The sequence below is a fragment of the Sinisalibacter lacisalsi genome, assembly GCF_014640115.1.
Taxonomy (GTDB): Bacteria; Pseudomonadota; Alphaproteobacteria; order Rhodobacterales; family Rhodobacteraceae; genus Sinisalibacter; species Sinisalibacter lacisalsi.
In genome coordinates this window covers 269,332-283,891 of record NZ_BMGI01000001.1, presented here as the reverse complement: position 1 = coordinate 283,891, position 14,560 = coordinate 269,332, and the positions used below count along the sequence as shown (strand labels likewise).

General features: G+C 60.5%; 13 protein-coding genes. 9 read left to right on the top strand and 4 right to left on the bottom strand.

Annotated features, from left to right (window positions below):
• Positions 1-304: 304 nt before the first annotated feature.
• The 7 genes from IEW01_RS01280 to IEW01_RS01250 all read left to right on the top strand — a co-directional run bounded on the left by IEW01_RS01280 (position 305) and on the right by IEW01_RS01250 (position 7,649).
• On the top strand, positions 305-754 hold the full coding sequence (locus tag IEW01_RS01280; RefSeq protein WP_188525790.1) for a CopD family protein: 450 nt from the start codon (positions 305-307) through the stop codon (positions 752-754).
• 116 nt (positions 755-870) lie between these two features.
• Entirely contained in the window at positions 871-2,139 is a 1,269-nt protein-coding gene (gene rho / locus IEW01_RS01275) for a transcription termination factor Rho (RefSeq protein WP_188525789.1), read from the top strand.
• A 28-nt stretch (positions 2,140-2,167) separates the two neighbouring features.
• On the top strand, positions 2,168-3,448 hold the full coding sequence (gene mnmE, locus IEW01_RS01270) for a tRNA uridine-5-carboxymethylaminomethyl(34) synthesis GTPase MnmE (protein ID WP_188525788.1): 1,281 nt from the start codon (positions 2,168-2,170) through the stop codon (positions 3,446-3,448).
• Between the two features lie 15 nt (positions 3,449-3,463).
• Entirely contained in the window at positions 3,464-5,341 is a 1,878-nt protein-coding gene (mnmG, locus tag IEW01_RS01265) for a tRNA uridine-5-carboxymethylaminomethyl(34) synthesis enzyme MnmG (RefSeq protein ID WP_188525787.1), read from the top strand.
• Positions 5,338-5,961 (top strand): 16S rRNA (guanine(527)-N(7))-methyltransferase RsmG, encoded by a 624-nt coding sequence (gene rsmG / locus IEW01_RS01260; protein WP_188525786.1) that lies wholly within the window; start codon positions 5,338-5,340, stop codon positions 5,959-5,961. Before mnmG ends, rsmG begins: the two co-directional genes overlap by 4 nt.
• Complete coding sequence (locus tag IEW01_RS01255) at positions 5,954-6,748, top strand: ParA family protein (protein WP_188525785.1); 795 nt, start codon at positions 5,954-5,956, stop codon at positions 6,746-6,748. Before rsmG ends, IEW01_RS01255 begins: the two co-directional genes overlap by 8 nt.
• A gap of 7 nt (positions 6,749-6,755) precedes the next feature.
• The gene (locus IEW01_RS01250; RefSeq protein ID WP_438810814.1) at positions 6,756-7,649 is read left to right on the top strand and encodes a ParB/RepB/Spo0J family partition protein; all 894 of its coding nucleotides are present in this window, start codon (positions 6,756-6,758) and stop codon (positions 7,647-7,649) included.
• Here the strand turns inward: IEW01_RS01250 and hemW are convergent, their stop codons facing one another.
• Genes hemW through rph form a run of 3 tightly spaced genes read right to left on the bottom strand, consistent with a single transcriptional unit; the run spans position 7,650 to position 10,124 of the window.
• On the bottom strand, positions 7,650-8,810 hold the full coding sequence (gene hemW, locus IEW01_RS01245; RefSeq protein ID WP_188525784.1) for a radical SAM family heme chaperone HemW: 1,161 nt from the start codon (positions 8,808-8,810) through the stop codon (positions 7,650-7,652).
• Positions 8,803-9,414, bottom strand: a complete 612-nt coding sequence (rdgB, locus tag IEW01_RS01240; RefSeq protein ID WP_188525783.1) for an RdgB/HAM1 family non-canonical purine NTP pyrophosphatase — start codon at positions 9,412-9,414, stop codon at positions 8,803-8,805. Before rdgB ends, hemW begins: the two co-directional genes overlap by 8 nt.
• Positions 9,411-10,124, bottom strand: coding sequence for a ribonuclease PH (gene rph / locus IEW01_RS01235; RefSeq protein WP_188526639.1), 714 nt, complete (start codon positions 10,122-10,124; stop codon positions 9,411-9,413). Before rph ends, rdgB begins: the two co-directional genes overlap by 4 nt.
• An 83-nt stretch (positions 10,125-10,207) precedes the next feature.
• Here rph and hrcA point away from each other — a divergent pair, with 83 nt between their 5' ends.
• Together hrcA and IEW01_RS01225 are read left to right on the top strand one after the other, a co-directional pair.
• Positions 10,208-11,278 (top strand): heat-inducible transcriptional repressor HrcA, encoded by a 1,071-nt coding sequence (hrcA, locus tag IEW01_RS01230; RefSeq protein WP_188525782.1) that lies wholly within the window; start codon positions 10,208-10,210, stop codon positions 11,276-11,278.
• 4 nt (positions 11,279-11,282) lie between these two features.
• On the top strand, positions 11,283-11,873 hold the full coding sequence (locus IEW01_RS01225) for a nucleotide exchange factor GrpE (RefSeq protein WP_188525781.1): 591 nt from the start codon (positions 11,283-11,285) through the stop codon (positions 11,871-11,873).
• Here the strand turns inward: IEW01_RS01225 and mutS are convergent.
• A complete protein-coding gene (gene mutS / locus IEW01_RS01220) occupies positions 11,870-14,494 on the bottom strand; it encodes a DNA mismatch repair protein MutS (protein WP_188526638.1) in 2,625 nt (874 codons plus the stop codon). The genes IEW01_RS01225 and mutS overlap by 4 nt on opposite strands.
• Positions 14,495-14,560 lie beyond the last annotated feature (66 nt).

The window sequence follows — 14,560 nt, the reverse complement described above, 5'->3', positions numbered from 1 at the left end:
CCCTTGGCTCCACCGTCTTTCCTGCACTGTGGACGGGGTTTCCCGGTAGATGTGGACAGGGCTGTTGGCTCGGTCAAAAATTGCGGGACTCGTCTGCCACTATTTCTTAACATATTGATTTATATGTGGTATTTTGAAGAACTTCCGCGCATTGTTCATCCCGTGGTTTTTGTCAGATGGGGAAGGATCTGTGGATATCCAATTAATCCCCAAACTCCACAGGCTCTAAAGAAACAACCACTCTATTCCTTTATATCTTATTTATTGTAAGGAGACCTCGGATCGTCAGGAAAAGGCTGAGAACATGATGGATTGGCTGGCTACCTTCTATCCGTGGTCGAAATCGCTCCACGTGATCGCGATCATCACCTGGATGGCGGGATTGTTCTATCTGCCGAGGCTGTTCGTCTACCACGTCGAACAGGTCACGCCAGGTTCGGCGACCGACGAGATGTTTCAAACCATGGAGCGGCGGCTGCTGAAAGCCATCATGAACCCGTCGCTGATCGCGGCCTGGGTGTTTGGGCTCATGCTGGTCTTCACGCCGGGGATCATAGATTGGAGTGCGGTCTGGCCCTATGCGAAGGGCATCTCGGTCATCCTGATGACATGGTTCCACATGTGGCTGGCGGCGCGTCGCAAGGATTTCGTGGCCGGCACCAATGCTCTTCCCGGTCGACGCTACCGGATGATGAACGAGTTTCCGACGATCCTGATGCTGATCATCGTTTTCGCGGTCATCGTGAAATTCTGACGCTGATTGACTCGCTAGGCCTGGCGTTCTAGAAGCCGGATTCAGAGGGCCGTCCGGCCCATCTGTTTCCCTTTTCAAATCAGACAGCGTCAAGCGCGCCGTCAATGGGTGCTCCAATGTCAGAACGTTTGAATCTTTCCGATCTCAAGGCGCAAAGCCCCAAGGATCTGCTAGCTATGGCCGAGGATCTCGAGATCGAGAACGCCTCGACGATGCGCAAGGGCGAGATGATGTTCTCGATCCTCAAGGAGCGCGCGGAGGACGGCTGGGAGATCGGTGGCGAGGGCGTTCTGGAAGTGCTGCAGGACGGGTTCGGTTTCCTGCGGTCGCCCGAGGCGAATTACCTTCCCGGACCGGACGATATCTACATGTCGCCGGAAATGATCCGGAAGCATTCCTTGCGGACAGGCGATACGGTCGAAGGCGTGATTTCCGCCCCCGGCGACAACGAGAATTACTTCGCGATCACCAACGTCGAGAAGATCAACTTCACCGATCCGGAAGTTGCGCGTCACAAGGTGGCATTCGATAACCTCACGCCGCTGCACCCGGATGAGCGGTTCACGCTGGAAATCGAGGACCCGACGATCAAGGACAGATCGGCCCGGATCATCGACCTGGTGGCCCCGATCGGGAAGGGCCAGCGGTCGTTGATCGTGGCCCCGCCGCGCACGGGTAAGACGGTGCTGTTGCAGAACATCGCGCAATCTATCGCGTTGAATCACCCCGAGTGCTACCTGATCGTGCTTCTGATCGACGAGCGGCCGGAAGAGGTGACGGACATGAAGCGGTCGGTGAAGGGCGAGGTCGTGTCCTCGACCTTCGACGAGCCGGCAACGCGGCACGTGGCCGTTGCAGAGATGGTGATCGAGAAGGCCAAGCGGCTGGTGGAACACAAGCGTGATGTCGTGATCCTGCTCGATTCGATCACCCGGCTCGGGCGCGCCTACAACACGGTGGTTCCGTCTTCTGGCAAGGTTTTGACCGGCGGCGTTGACGCCAACGCGCTTCAACGGCCGAAGCGATTTTTCGGTGCGGCCAGGAACATCGAGGAAGGCGGATCGCTCACCATCATCGCGACGGCTCTGATCGATACCGGCAGCCGGATGGATGAGGTGATCTTTGAAGAATTCAAGGGCACCGGCAACAGCGAGCTGGTGCTTGATCGGAAGGTCTCCGACAAGCGGATCTTCCCGGCCATTGACATCCTTAAATCGGGCACGCGGAAGGAAGAGCTTCTGGTCTCGCCGAAGGATCTGCAGAAAACCTATGTCTTGCGCCGCATCCTGAACCCGATGGGAACCACCGACGCGGTGGAATTCCTGATCTCGAAGCTGAAGCAGACCAAGAACAACACGGAGTTCTTCGATTCGATGAACGCGTGACCCGGGGCAAGGCGCGACGGGTGCAGTGATGGATACGATTTTCGCCCTTGCGACCGCTCGGGGAAAAGCGGGTGTGGCTATCGTCCGTATCTCGGGGGCCTCGGCACCAAGCGCGGCGGCCGCGTTATGCGGGAAGTTGCCCGAGGTGCGCGGTGTTCGCACCCTCCGCAATGCCGATGGTGCCGCACTGGATGAAGCGCTCGTGCTCAATTTCGACGAGGGAAAAAGCTTCACCGGCGAGCCGGTCGTGGAATTCCAGGTTCATGGATCGCTTGCGGTAATCGATGCAGTGACCGGGGCGCTGTCAAAGCTCGAAGGGTTACGCATGGCCGAGCCGGGCGAGTTCACCCGCCGGGCGCTGGAGAACGACAGGCTGGACCTGGCGCAGGTCGAGGGGCTGGCTGATCTCATCGAGGCCGAAACAGAAGTTCAACGCGCGCAGGCTTACCGGGTGTTGTCGGGCGAGCTTGGAACCAAGGCTGAAGCCTGGCGCAAGGCGCTGGTGCGGGCCGTGGCGCTTCTTGAAGCAACGATCGACTTCGTTGACGAGGATGTGCCCGTCGATGTGAGCCCGGAGGTCCTGGAGTTGATCGACGGGGTTCTTGCGTCGCTCGAACGCGAGAAAGCTGGGGTGGGCATCGCGGAACGCATCCGGGAGGGGTTCGAGGTTGCAATCGTCGGGCCCCCGAACGTGGGAAAATCGACGTTGTTGAACGCCCTGGCCGGTCGAGAAGCCGCGATCACGTCGGAGGTTGCGGGCACGACCCGGGATGTGATCGAAGTCCGCATGGATCTTGGCGGGCTTCCTGTGACCGTGCTTGATACGGCCGGCCTCAGGGAGGCGGAGGACAAGATCGAGGAGATCGGGATCCGGCGGGCTTTGGAGCGTGCTCGGGGGGCTGACCTTCGAGTGTTCCTGACGGCAGGCGATGGCGCCGATCTGGGATTGGATCCGGTGACGGACGACATCGTTGTTTCGGGCAAGGCCGATCTGGGCGTAAATGGCTTCGGCGTTTCGGGGCTCACAGGTTACGGTGTCGGGGAACTGGTGGGGCGTATACAAAAGGCCCTGGAGAATCGGGCGTCAAATGCCGGAACCGCGATCCGGGCGCGCCACGCTTCGGCGATTTCGCGGGCGTGCGATGGTCTTGTAGCGGCTCGGACTCAGATATCCTTCGGGGCCGAGAGGTCAGAACTCGCGGCGGAAGAGCTTTGGTCGGCGATCAGGGCTCTTGATTCACTGGTTGGTCGTGTAGATGTTGAGAACGTGCTCGACGAAATCTTCGCCAGTTTTTGCCTAGGGAAATAGGCGCTTCAATTGGGAGTGTTTCACGTGAAACATTCAAACTTCGATGTCGTGGTAATTGGCGGCGGCCATGCCGGCGCGGATGCCGCGCTGGCTGCCACAAGGTTGGGCGCGCGAACCGCCCTGGTCACGCTCCGCGCGTCCGATCTTGGCGTGATGTCGTGCAACCCCGCGATTGGTGGACTTGGGAAGGGCCATCTCGTCCGCGAGATCGACGCGCTCGACGGCGTCATGGGCCGCGTAGCCGATTGCGCGGGGATCCAGTTTCGACTGTTGAACCGCAGCAAGGGGCCAGCGGTGCAAGGACCGAGGGCGCAGGCGGATCGCCGGCTTTATCGTGCCGCGATGACCGAAGAGATCACGGCGGCAAATCTGCTGGATCTCATCGAGGGCGAGGTGGTGGAACTGCTGATGTCCGGCGACACGGTCGATGGCGTAAGGCTGGCGGACGGCACCGACCTGCAGGCTCGCGCGGTTATCCTGACCACCGGAACTTTCCTGCGCGGCGTCGTTCATATCGGCGATAAACGGCATGCCGGCGGCCGGATGGGAGATCGCCCGTCGATTCGCCTGGCGGAACAGATCGATGCCTTCGGGCTGCCCCTCGGCCGCCTTAAAACCGGCACGCCGCCCCGGCTCGACGGAAAATCTATCAACTGGGATGTGCTCGACCTGCAGCCCGGTGACGAGCAACCGGAGATGTTCTCATTTCTGAGCCGGACCCCTGTGGCCCGCCAGGTTTCGTGCGGGATCACGCACACAAATGAGCGGACGCACGAAATCATCGAGAAGAACCTCGAGAAATCGGCGATGTATGGCGGCCATATCGACGGGGTTGGCCCCCGGTATTGCCCCTCGATCGAAGACAAGGTTGTTCGCTTCTCCGAAAAACCGTCGCACCAGGTGTTTCTTGAACCGGAAGGCCTTGAGGACAGCACCGTCTACCCAAACGGGATCTCGACATCACTTCCGGAGGATGTGCAGGAGGAATACGTCAGGTCGATCAAGGGCCTTGAGAATGTCCGCATCCTGCAACCAGGCTACGCCATCGAGTATGATTACGTTGACCCGCGTGCGCTGCTGCAAACGCTGCAGGTGAAGGCCGTTCCCGGCCTCTACCTTGCCGGGCAGATCAACGGGACGACCGGGTACGAAGAAGCCGCCGCGCAAGGCGTGGTGGCCGGGCTGAACGCCGCGTTGCACGCCCTGGGCAGGGCGCCGATTCATTTCAGCAGGACGAATTCTTACCTGGGGGTGATGATCGACGACCTGATTACTCGCGGTGTTACGGAGCCTTACCGCATGTTCACGTCGCGCGCGGAGTTCCGGCTTTCGCTGCGAGCGGATAATGCCGATCAGCGCCTTACCCCGATCGCGATGGATCTCGGCGCAATCTCCGAGACCCGGAAGATTGCGTTCATGGAGAAGATGGAAGCTCTGAGTTCCGGAAAGGCGATGCTGGAAAAACTCACCTTCACGCCAAAGCAGGTGCGGGCGCTGGGCGCCGAGGTGAGTGGCGATGGGGCGCGCCGCACCGGGTTTCAGCTTCTTTCCTTGCCGGGAGTGAACGTGGCCAAGATCGCCGCGGCGGAGGAAAGCCTGGCGGATATCCCGGAAGTGATCTCTCGGCAGATCGAAAAGGACGCGCTCTATGCGAATTATATCGACCGTCAAAACCGTGAAGTCGAAGGCCTGAAAAGGGACGAAGCGCAAGAAATCCCGCCGGATTTCGATTATGACGCGCTCAACGGCCTGACCAACGAACTAAAGGCGAAGCTCATGCAGGCGCGCCCGGAGAGCATCGCGCAAGCGGCGCGGATCGAGGGCATCACGCCTGCGGCGCTGACATTGATTCTCGCCAGGCTGCGCCAACGCGAACGAGCTAAGTCGGCATGAGCCCGGCGAAAGGACGTAACGCCCTTGCCGATGTTTCACGTGAAACAACCCAACGGCTTGAAATCTATGCACAGCTCCTGGCCAAATGGAATCCAGCCATCAACATGGTTGGAAAGTCCACTCTGCCCGATTTGTGGACGCGTCATTTCCAGGATTCCGCCCAAATCTTCGGGCTGCTCGGTCCGCAGGAGGTAACATGCGTGGATATGGGTGCAGGGGGTGGGTTCCCTGGGCTCGTCATCGCGATTCTTGCGAAAGAGAAAATGCCTCAGTTCCACATGCATTGCATTGAAAGCGATCAGCGAAAAGCCGCGTTTCTCAATACGGTGATCCGCGAAACCGGGCTTTCCGCGACGGTTCACGCCAAGCGGATCGAAGACGTTGCGCCGCTGGATGCAAACGTCGTCATGGCGCGCGCGCTCGCCTCGCTGACCGTGCTTCTGGATTACGCGAAACGCCACCTCGGCCCCGATGGGAGGGCGATCTTCCTCAAAGGCGCTTCTTACCAAAAAGAAGTGGACGAGGCCCTTGCAAGCTGGGATTTCCGGTTGGATACATATCCGAGCGAAACCAATTCGGGCGCCACCATTCTGAAAATCGGAGATATCCGCCGTGTCTGACCCAATTCGTCCAACTGGGCCAAAGATCATCGCGATCACCAACCAGAAAGGCGGCGTGGGCAAGACCACGACGGCAATCAACCTCGGTGCGGCGCTGGCTAGCCAGAACAAAACCGTGTTGCTCGTTGATATCGACCCCCAGGGCAATGCGTCCACCGGCCTTGGCGTGCAGAAGGGCAGGGATGGACTTTCAACCTATGATCTTCTTCTGGAAGAGGTTCCGCTGCAGGATGTCGTGCAGAAAACCGCCGTTGAAAACCTTCTTATCGCCCCGGCCAGCACGGATCTTTCCTCCGCGGATATCGAGCTGGTTTCGAACGAGAAGCGGATTTTCCTGCTTCATGATTCGCTCCGGGCTCCCGCCGTCGCCGATCTCGGCCTCGATTACATCCTGATCGATTGCCCGCCGTCGTTGAACCTGTTGACGGTGAACGCGATGGTGGCCGCGCATTCCGTTCTGGTGCCGCTCCAAAGCGAGTTTTTCGCGCTCGAAGGCCTTTCCCAGCTCATGCTGACCATTCGCGAGGTGCGGCAAACCGCGAACAAGGCTTTGCGCATCGAAGGCGTGGCGCTGACGATGTATGACAGCCGCAACAACCTCTCAAAGCAGGTTGAGGCGGATGCGCGTGAAAATCTGGGGGAATTGGTGTTTACCACGGTTATTCCCCGGAATGTCAGGGTTAGCGAGGCGCCGTCTTTCGCGATGCCGGTCTTGAGCTACGATCCGGCATCGAAGGGCAGCGTGGCCTATCTGGACCTGGCGCGTGAACTGATGGCACGAAACTGAGGAGAGCATCGTGACGAAGAAACCCACACGTGGTTTGGGCCGGGGGCTGTCGGCCCTGATGGCGGATGTCGCTTCGGATTCGGCAACCGACGAAGAGGGAGCGCCGGTTGTGCGCCGCGCCGACCAGATGGTCCCGATCGATCAGATCGAGCCGAACCCGGATCAGCCGCGGCGAACTTTCACGCCAGCCGATCTCGATGATCTGGCAGCCTCGATCAGGGAAAAGGGCGTGATCCAGCCGCTGATCCTTCGGCCAAACCCGAAGCGGGAAGATACTTACGAGATCGTAGCCGGTGAGCGACGCTGGCGCGCGGCGCAGATGGCGAGATTGCACGAGGTACCGGCCCTGATCCGCGATTACTCCGACACCGAGGCGCTCGAAGTTGCGATTATCGAGAACATCCAGAGGTCTGATCTCAACGCGATCGAGGAAGCGGCCGGTTACCGCGAACTGATGGAGCGTTTTGGGCATACGCAGGAAAAGCTCGCAGCTGCACTTGGCAAGAGCCGGTCACATATCGCGAACATTCTCAGGCTTCTGAACCTGCCCGTTGATGTGCAGACCTTTCTGAAAGAGGGACAGATCACCGCGGGCCACGCCAGGGCGCTGGTTGCGGCGGACGACCCGTCAAGCCTCGCGCGCCAGATCGTTGCCAAGGGGCTGTCGGTGCGAGAGACCGAGAAGTTGCTGAAATCGAAGAAAACGGGTGAAAAAGAGCCGAAAAAGCGCGCGCCCCAATCCAAGGATGCCGATACGGTCGCCTTGGAAAAGGATCTCTCCGCGGCGATGGGAATGAAGGTGATCATTGATCATAAGCCCGGGCAAGAAGCGGGCAAGCTCACGATCGAATACGCAAGCCTCGATGATCTCGACGACGTTTGCCGGAAACTCGGCGGGTGATCAGTCAGGCAGCAGCGCAGTCGTAACCGAGTTCAAAACCGCGCGGCCACGCCGTGTGACGCGCAGAGTGCCGGACGACATTTCCAACATGCCGATATCTATCAAGTCTTTGATTTTATTATGTTTAATAGGTTTCCGGGATATGTTTTCGATGCGGGCCAGATCAACGCCTTCGTTGGTGCGAAGGCCCATCATCAGATATTCTCCGAGGTGATCCTCGGGCGAGAGGCGATCCCTTTGCATTTCGCCGGATGCGCCGCTCGCCACCTCCTTCAGCCAGTCATTCGGCGACGGGGTGCCCACGGTCGCATATCGATGCCCCCCCACCGTTACCCGACCATGTGCCCCTGGGCCAATCCCGACGTAGTCACCACCACGCCAATAGGTCAGATTGTGCCGGGATTCCTGGCCGAGTCTGGCATGGTTAGAGACTTCGTAGGCTGGAAGGCCGGCGGCCTCGCAAAGTTCCTGTGTTGCGTCATACATATCGGCGGCGAGGTCTTCTTCCGGTAGCCCCGGGAGCTTTCCACGGTCGAACAGGTCACCGAAGGCCGTGCCCTGTTCGATGGTCAACTGGTAAAGCGAAAGATGGGTTGGCGCGAAGGAAAGCGCGCGCTGCAATTCTTCGCGCCACGCCTCCAGAGATTGATCCTGACGGGCATAGATCAGATCGAAATTGACCCTTTCGAAGCTCGATCGGGCGATCTCGAGCGCATTCAGAGCAGCGGAAGCCGTATGGAGCCGCCCCAATCGCTTCAGATCGGGATCGTTCAAAGCCTGTATGCCGAGGGAAATCCGGTTGACCCCGATGGACCTGTATTCATCGAACCGGGCGGCCTCGACCGAAGATGGGTTGGCCTCGAGCGTGATCTCCAGATCATTGGCGAGCGCCCAATGCCCCGGCAGGGCCTCCAGCACCGATCCCACCACATTCGCGTCCATCAAGGAAGGCGTTCCTCCGCCGAAATAGACACTATTGAGCACCCGATCCGGCGTTTCCCGCGCGTAGTGTTCAAGCGCCGTCAGGAAAGCGTTTCGCCAAGCTTCCTGATTGATGCTGCGGGACACATGACTATTGAAATCGCAGTAGGGGCACTTGGACTCGCAGAACGGCCAATGAATGTAGAGACCGAAGCCTCCAAGCCGCCAATCCTCAAGCAAAACAGCCCTCGATGAGCTTCGCGAAAGCGACTGCCCGATGGCTCATGGCGTGCTTTTCGGCTGGGTCCATTTCCCCGAAGGTCTGGTCTTTCCCATCGGGGAGAAACACCGGATCGAATCCAAAGCCGTTCTCGCCGCGCATCGGCCAGACGATCCGGCCATGAACCTGACCTTCGAATACCTCGTCGTGACCATCCGGCCAGGCCAGGCAAAGGGTGGCATTGAAATGCGCCTTTCTGGGTTCCGGTGCCTGACCTTCTTCCAGCAGCGCCCAGACCTTTGCCATCGCCATCGGAAAATCACGGCCCTGCGGCGTTTCGGCCCAGTCGGCGGTATAGACGCTGGGAGCGCCGTCAAGCGCATCAACCATGATGCCGCTATCATCGGACAGCGCCGGAAATCCCGATGCGCGGGCCGCGAAATGCGCCTTGATCCGGGCGTTGCCGGCGAAGGTATCTTCGGTTTCCTCCGGCTCTTCGAGCCCGAGTTCACCGGCAGAAACAACCTCGACCCCGAAGGGCTCCAAAAGAGGCCCGATTTCACGGATCTTGCCCGCGTTGTGGGAGGCAATCACCAGTTTGTTCCCGGTGAATTTCCGCGTCATGCAACCGCCGCTTTCTGTGCTTCGGCGAGCTCGCCGATGCCCTTGTCGGCCAGTTCCATCAGCCGAGACATCTGCTCGTGGGTGAAAGTCGCACCCTCGGCCGACATCTGAACCTCGATCAGGCGCCCCGACCCCGTCATCACGAAATTGCCATCGACGCCGGCCTCGCTATCTTCCGGATAATCCAGGTCAAGCACGGTCTGCCCGGCATAGATCCCACAGGAAACGGCGGCGACGGGATCGCCGAGCGGATCGGTCGTGATATCGCCCGCCTTGATCAGCTTGTTCACGGCAAGACGGAGCGCCACCCAGCCGCCGGTGATCGAGGCGCAGCGGGTGCCGCCATCCGCCTGGATCACGTCACAATCAACGATGATCTGGCGTTCACCCAGTGCCTGGCGATCAACCCCGGCACGCAGCGAGCGCCCGATCAGGCGCTGGATCTCGACGGTCCGGCCGCCCTGTTTTCCAACCGCAGCTTCCCTGCGCATCCGGGTATTGGTGGAACGCGGAAGCATGCCGTACTCGGCCGTCACCCAGCCTTGACCGGAATTCCGCATGAAAGGCGGCACGCGTTCTTCGATCGAGGCCGTGCAAAGCACCTGGGTATCGCCCGCCTTGATCAGGCAAGATCCCTCTGCGTGTTTCGTGACGTCTGTATCAATTGAAATCGGACGCATTTCATCTATCTTCCGACCAGATGGGCGCATGAGATATCCTTCCTCTCGGTTTGTGGTTGGAGTCTCACGGCGCCCCGAAAAACGCAAGCCTGATACAGGCGGAGCAGTGGCAGATGGCGCAAAGCCCCCAACTTGAAGAACTCAACGAACGCTCGCGCGAAGTGTTTCGCCGCCTTGTAGAGGCGTATCTCGAAACCGGCGAGCCGGTGGGCTCGCGGTCGCTGACGCGGTCCCTGACCGAGAAAGTCTCGGCCGCAACGGTGCGCAATGTTATGCAAGACCTTGAATTAATGGGGCTTCTTGACAGCCCGCACGTTTCGGCTGGCCGTGTTCCGACGCAAACCGGCCTGAGGATGTTCGTCGACGGGTTCCTCGAAGTCAGTGATCTTTCAAACGACGACCGGGCCAAGATCGACGAGACCGTGCAATCGAACAGTGCCGACGTGGCCACCTTGATGGACCGCGTCGGCGCCGCGCTTTCCGGCATCACCGCGGGCGCGAGCCTCGTCTTGACGCCAAAGCAGCAAGAAGCGCCGATATCTCACATCGAGTTTGTTTCGCTCAACGATGACAAGGCGCTCGCCGTGATCGTGTTTTCCGACGGGCACGTGGAAAACCGCCTCTTCTCGCCGCCTCCCGGGCAAACGCCCGCGTCTATGCGGGAGGCGGCGAACTTCCTGAATTCCTTTGCCGGCGGCAAGACCATCGGCGAGCTTCGCCAGGTGATCGAAAACGAGATATCGGTGCGTCGCCAGGAGCTTGATACGCTCGCACAGGAGCTCGTGCAGAACGGCCTTGCTCTCTGGACCGATGACGGCGGCGGGCAAGAGCGCCTTATCGTGCGCGGCCGGGCAAACCTGATCGGGGCCGGAACCACGGAAGTCGATGTTAATCGGGTCAAGTCGTTGTTCGATGATCTGGAACGAAAACGAGATATCGCCGGCTTTCTGGAGCTTGCGGAAGAGGGCGACGGGGTCCGGATTTTCATCGGTTCGGAGAACAAGCTTTTTTCACTTTCGGCTAGCTCTTTGGTGGTTTCTCCATATATGAACGCTGACCGGAAGATCATCGGTGCGGTGGGCGTTATCGGGCCGACGCGGCTCAACTATGGGCGCATAGTCCCCATCGTGGATTACACAGCACAGCTGGTTGGAAAGCTGATTTCCGACCGGGGCAAAAGGTAGGAACATGGCTGACGCAAAGAAGAAAGACGACCTTTCCGACATTGAGGCGGCGATCGAGGAAATCATGGCCGGTTCGGACGATGAGCCCGTCGACCAGACGGAATCAGCTTCCGAAGAAGCCACGGCGACTCCTGATGTGGAAGCCCTGATCGCCGAGCGCGATGAACTGAGAGACAGGTTCACCCGCGTGCTTGCCGATGCCGAAAACGCCCGCAAGCGCAGCGAGCGTGACCGGCGCGAGGCCGAGCAATACGGTGGGTCGAAACTGGCGCGCGACATGCTGCCCGTCTACGACAACATGAAACGCGCGCTCGACGTGGTGAACGACGATCTGCGCGCGCAGGCGGCCGGCCTGATCGAAGGCGTCGAACTCACGATGCGCGAGCTCCGCAACATCTTCGAAAAACACGGGATCACCCGCATCTCGCCGGAAATCGGGGATACGTTCGATCCGCAACTGCATCAGGCGATGTTCGAAGCGCCGGTGCCAGAGACGAAATCCGGCCAGATCATCCAGGTGATGGCCGAGGGGTTCCTCCTGCACGATCGTCTGCTTCGTCCGGCGCAGGTCGGGGTTTCGTCGAACCCGGGCTAATCGCGGGCGAGCGATTTCAGTTCGTACACCAGCTCAAGCGCCTGTTTTGGCGTTAGCTCGTCGGGGTGAACCCCGGCGAGCTTTTCCGTGATCGGGGACGGGCCGGGGTTTTCCGTCGGCGCTTTCGCCGCAACGGCTGAGAACAGCGGCAAGTCGTCGATCAGGGCCTTGGGCCGGCCACCACCCTCGCGCTCGCCCTTTTCAAGAGCTTCAAGCACAACCCGGGCTCGCTCCACCACCGAGGGCGGAAGCCCCGCGAGCTTGGCGACCTGGACCCCATAGGACCGATCCGCCGCGCCTTTTCGCACCTCGTGAAGGAAGATCACGTCGCCATCCCACTCCTTCACCGCCATGGTCGCATTGTCGACCCCGTCGAGCTCCTGCGCCAACTGGGTCAGCTCATGGTAATGGGTGGCGAACAGGGCGCGGCACCGGTTCACTTCGTGGAGGTGTTCCAGCGTCGCCCAGGCGATGGAAAGGCCATCCCATGTGGCGGTGCCGCGCCCGATCTCGTCGAGGATCACAAGGGCGCGGTCATCGGCCTGGTTCAGAATGGCGGCGGTCTCGACCATTTCGACCATGAAGGTCGATCGCCCGCGGGCAAGGTCGTCTGACGCCCCGACGCGGGAAAAGAGCTGAGAGACAATGCCGATACGGGCCGATTGGGCCGGAACGAAGCTGCCCGCCTGAGCCAGAAGTGCGATCAGGGCGTTCTGCCGAAGAAACGTCGATTTCCCGGCCATGTTCGGGCCGGTCAGAAGCCAAATGTCGGCGCCGTCGGAGCCATTCGCCAAGGTGCAATCGTTGGCGATGAACGCACCGCCGCCTTGGGTGCGAAGCGCTTTTTCAACAACCGGATGCCGCCCCGCGATCACCTCGAAGGCGCGGCTTTCCTCCACAACCGGGCGCGACCACCCTTCCGACCCGGCCACTTCGGCGAGCGCCGCGCTGACGTCGATGGCCGACAACGACCGGGCACAATCCCCAAGCGCCGTGGCATGTTCGAGAATGAGCCCGCGCAATGTCTCGAACAGGCGCTTTTCGATCTCGAGCGCACGATTGCCCGCGTTGAGGATCCTGGTTTCCATTTCGCTGAGGTCGACCGTGGTGAAGCGCACGGCGTTGGCGGTGGTTTGGCGATGAATGAAGGTTTCGTTCAGAGGGGGCGACAACATCTTTTCCGCATGTGTCGCGGTGACCTCGATGAAATAGCCCAGAACATTGTTGTGCTTGATCTTGAGGCTCTGGATTCCCGTTCTCTGCGCAAAGTCAGCCTGCATTTTGGCGATAACGCCCCGCCCCTCGTCGCGAAGCTTGCGCGCCTCGTCGAGTTCGGGATCAAACCCAGGCGCGATGAAGCCGCCATCGCGCAGCAGCGAAGGGGGCTCTGCCACGAGCGCGTGGTCTATCTCGTCAAGCAGGTTTGGATCGACGAGAAGAAGCGAGGCGGCGCTGGCAAGGCCAGCCGGAATCTCGAAAGGGGCGCACAGCTTCGCAATCTCGCTTGCCGCCTCGAGCCCGCCCCGGATTGCCGCAAGGTCACGCGGCCCGCCGCGCTCGAGCGCGAGGCGCGAGAGGGCGCGATCAATATCGGGGGCTTTCCGCAGGGCCGCCCGGAGATCTTCCCGCAAGTTCGGCGCTTCAAGGAGAAATCCGATATCCTCGATCCGCGACGAGATTTCCACCAGGTCGCGGGAGGGGCTGGAAATCCTGCGCTCAAGAAGTCGGCCGCCGCCCGAAGTCACGGTTCGGTCTATCGTGGCGAGCAAACTTCCCTCGCGCCCGCCTGAAAGCGCGTGCGTGATTTCGAGGTTGCGCCGGGTTGCCGCGTCTATCTGCATCAGGCGCGAAACGCTTTCCCTGACCGGGGTTCGCAGCAGCGGAAGCCTGCCCTTCTGGGTGATCGCGAGATACTCGACGATCGCGCCCATCGCCCCAAGTTCGGCACGGGAAAAGCTGCCGAAAGCGTCGAGCGTGGTCACGGAGAAAAGCTCTTCCAACCGTTTCTCGCCGGCATCGGAATCGAAGGCCGCGCGCCCGAGGGGAGACAGCGGAACTCCAAGGTCGGAAACCAGCCGAGCCACTTCGCCTTCGCTCGCCTCGCTCACCACGAGTTCGCGGGGCCCGAGGCGGGCAAGCTCAGGCGCAAGACGTGTGGCCGAAGATGGAATGACGCGAAACGCACCGGTGGAAATATCGACCCAGGCCAGCGCCGCCTCGCCGCGCACCTCGTTGTAGGCGGCGAGAAAGTTGTGCCGCCGGGCATCGAGCAGGCTCTCTTCGGTGAGCGTTCCCGGGGTGACGAGCCGCACGACATCGCGTTTCACGACCGACTTGGAGCCACGTTTCCGGGCCTCTGCCGGATCTTCCATCTGCTCGCAAACCGCAACGCGAAAGCCTTTGCGGATGAGGGTCAGCAGATAGCCGTCGGCGGAATGGACGGGCACCCCACACATCGGGATATCCTCGCCCAGGTGCTTGCCCCGCTTGGTCAGCGCGATATCGAGCGCTTCGGCGGCCGCCTTGGCATCGTCGAAGAACATCTCGTAGAAATCGCCCATCCGGTAGAACAGGAGCGCCTCGGGGTATTGCGCCTTGATCTCCAGATATTGCGCCATCATCGGCGTCACGGCAGGTTCGGCAGTCACGAAGGCCCCCAGGGTTTGGTCTGTGACAGAGTATTGATC

What these genes read in the sequence shown, in the direction of transcription:
- IEW01_RS01280 (WP_188525790.1), top strand. Translation starts at nt 305, where the DNA reads ATGATGGATTGGCTGGCTACCTTCTATCCGTGGTCGAAATCGCTCCAC.
- rho (WP_188525789.1), top strand. Translation starts at nt 871, where the DNA reads ATGTCAGAACGTTTGAATCTTTCCGATCTCAAGGCGCAAAGCCCCAAG.
- mnmE (WP_188525788.1), top strand. Translation starts at nt 2,168, where the DNA reads ATGGATACGATTTTCGCCCTTGCGACCGCTCGGGGAAAAGCGGGTGTG.
- rsmG (WP_188525786.1), top strand. Translation starts at nt 5,338, where the DNA reads ATGAGCCCGGCGAAAGGACGTAACGCCCTTGCCGATGTTTCACGTGAA.
- rdgB (WP_188525783.1), bottom strand. Translation starts at nt 9,414, where the DNA reads ATGACGCGGAAATTCACCGGGAACAAACTGGTGATTGCCTCCCACAAC.
- rph (WP_188526639.1), bottom strand. Translation starts at nt 10,124, where the DNA reads ATGCGCCCATCTGGTCGGAAGATAGATGAAATGCGTCCGATTTCAATT.
- hrcA (WP_188525782.1), top strand. Translation starts at nt 10,208, where the DNA reads ATGGCGCAAAGCCCCCAACTTGAAGAACTCAACGAACGCTCGCGCGAA.
- IEW01_RS01225 (WP_188525781.1), top strand. Translation starts at nt 11,283, where the DNA reads ATGGCTGACGCAAAGAAGAAAGACGACCTTTCCGACATTGAGGCGGCG.
- mutS (WP_188526638.1), bottom strand. Translation starts at nt 14,494, where the DNA reads ATGATGGCGCAATATCTGGAGATCAAGGCGCAATACCCCGAGGCGCTC.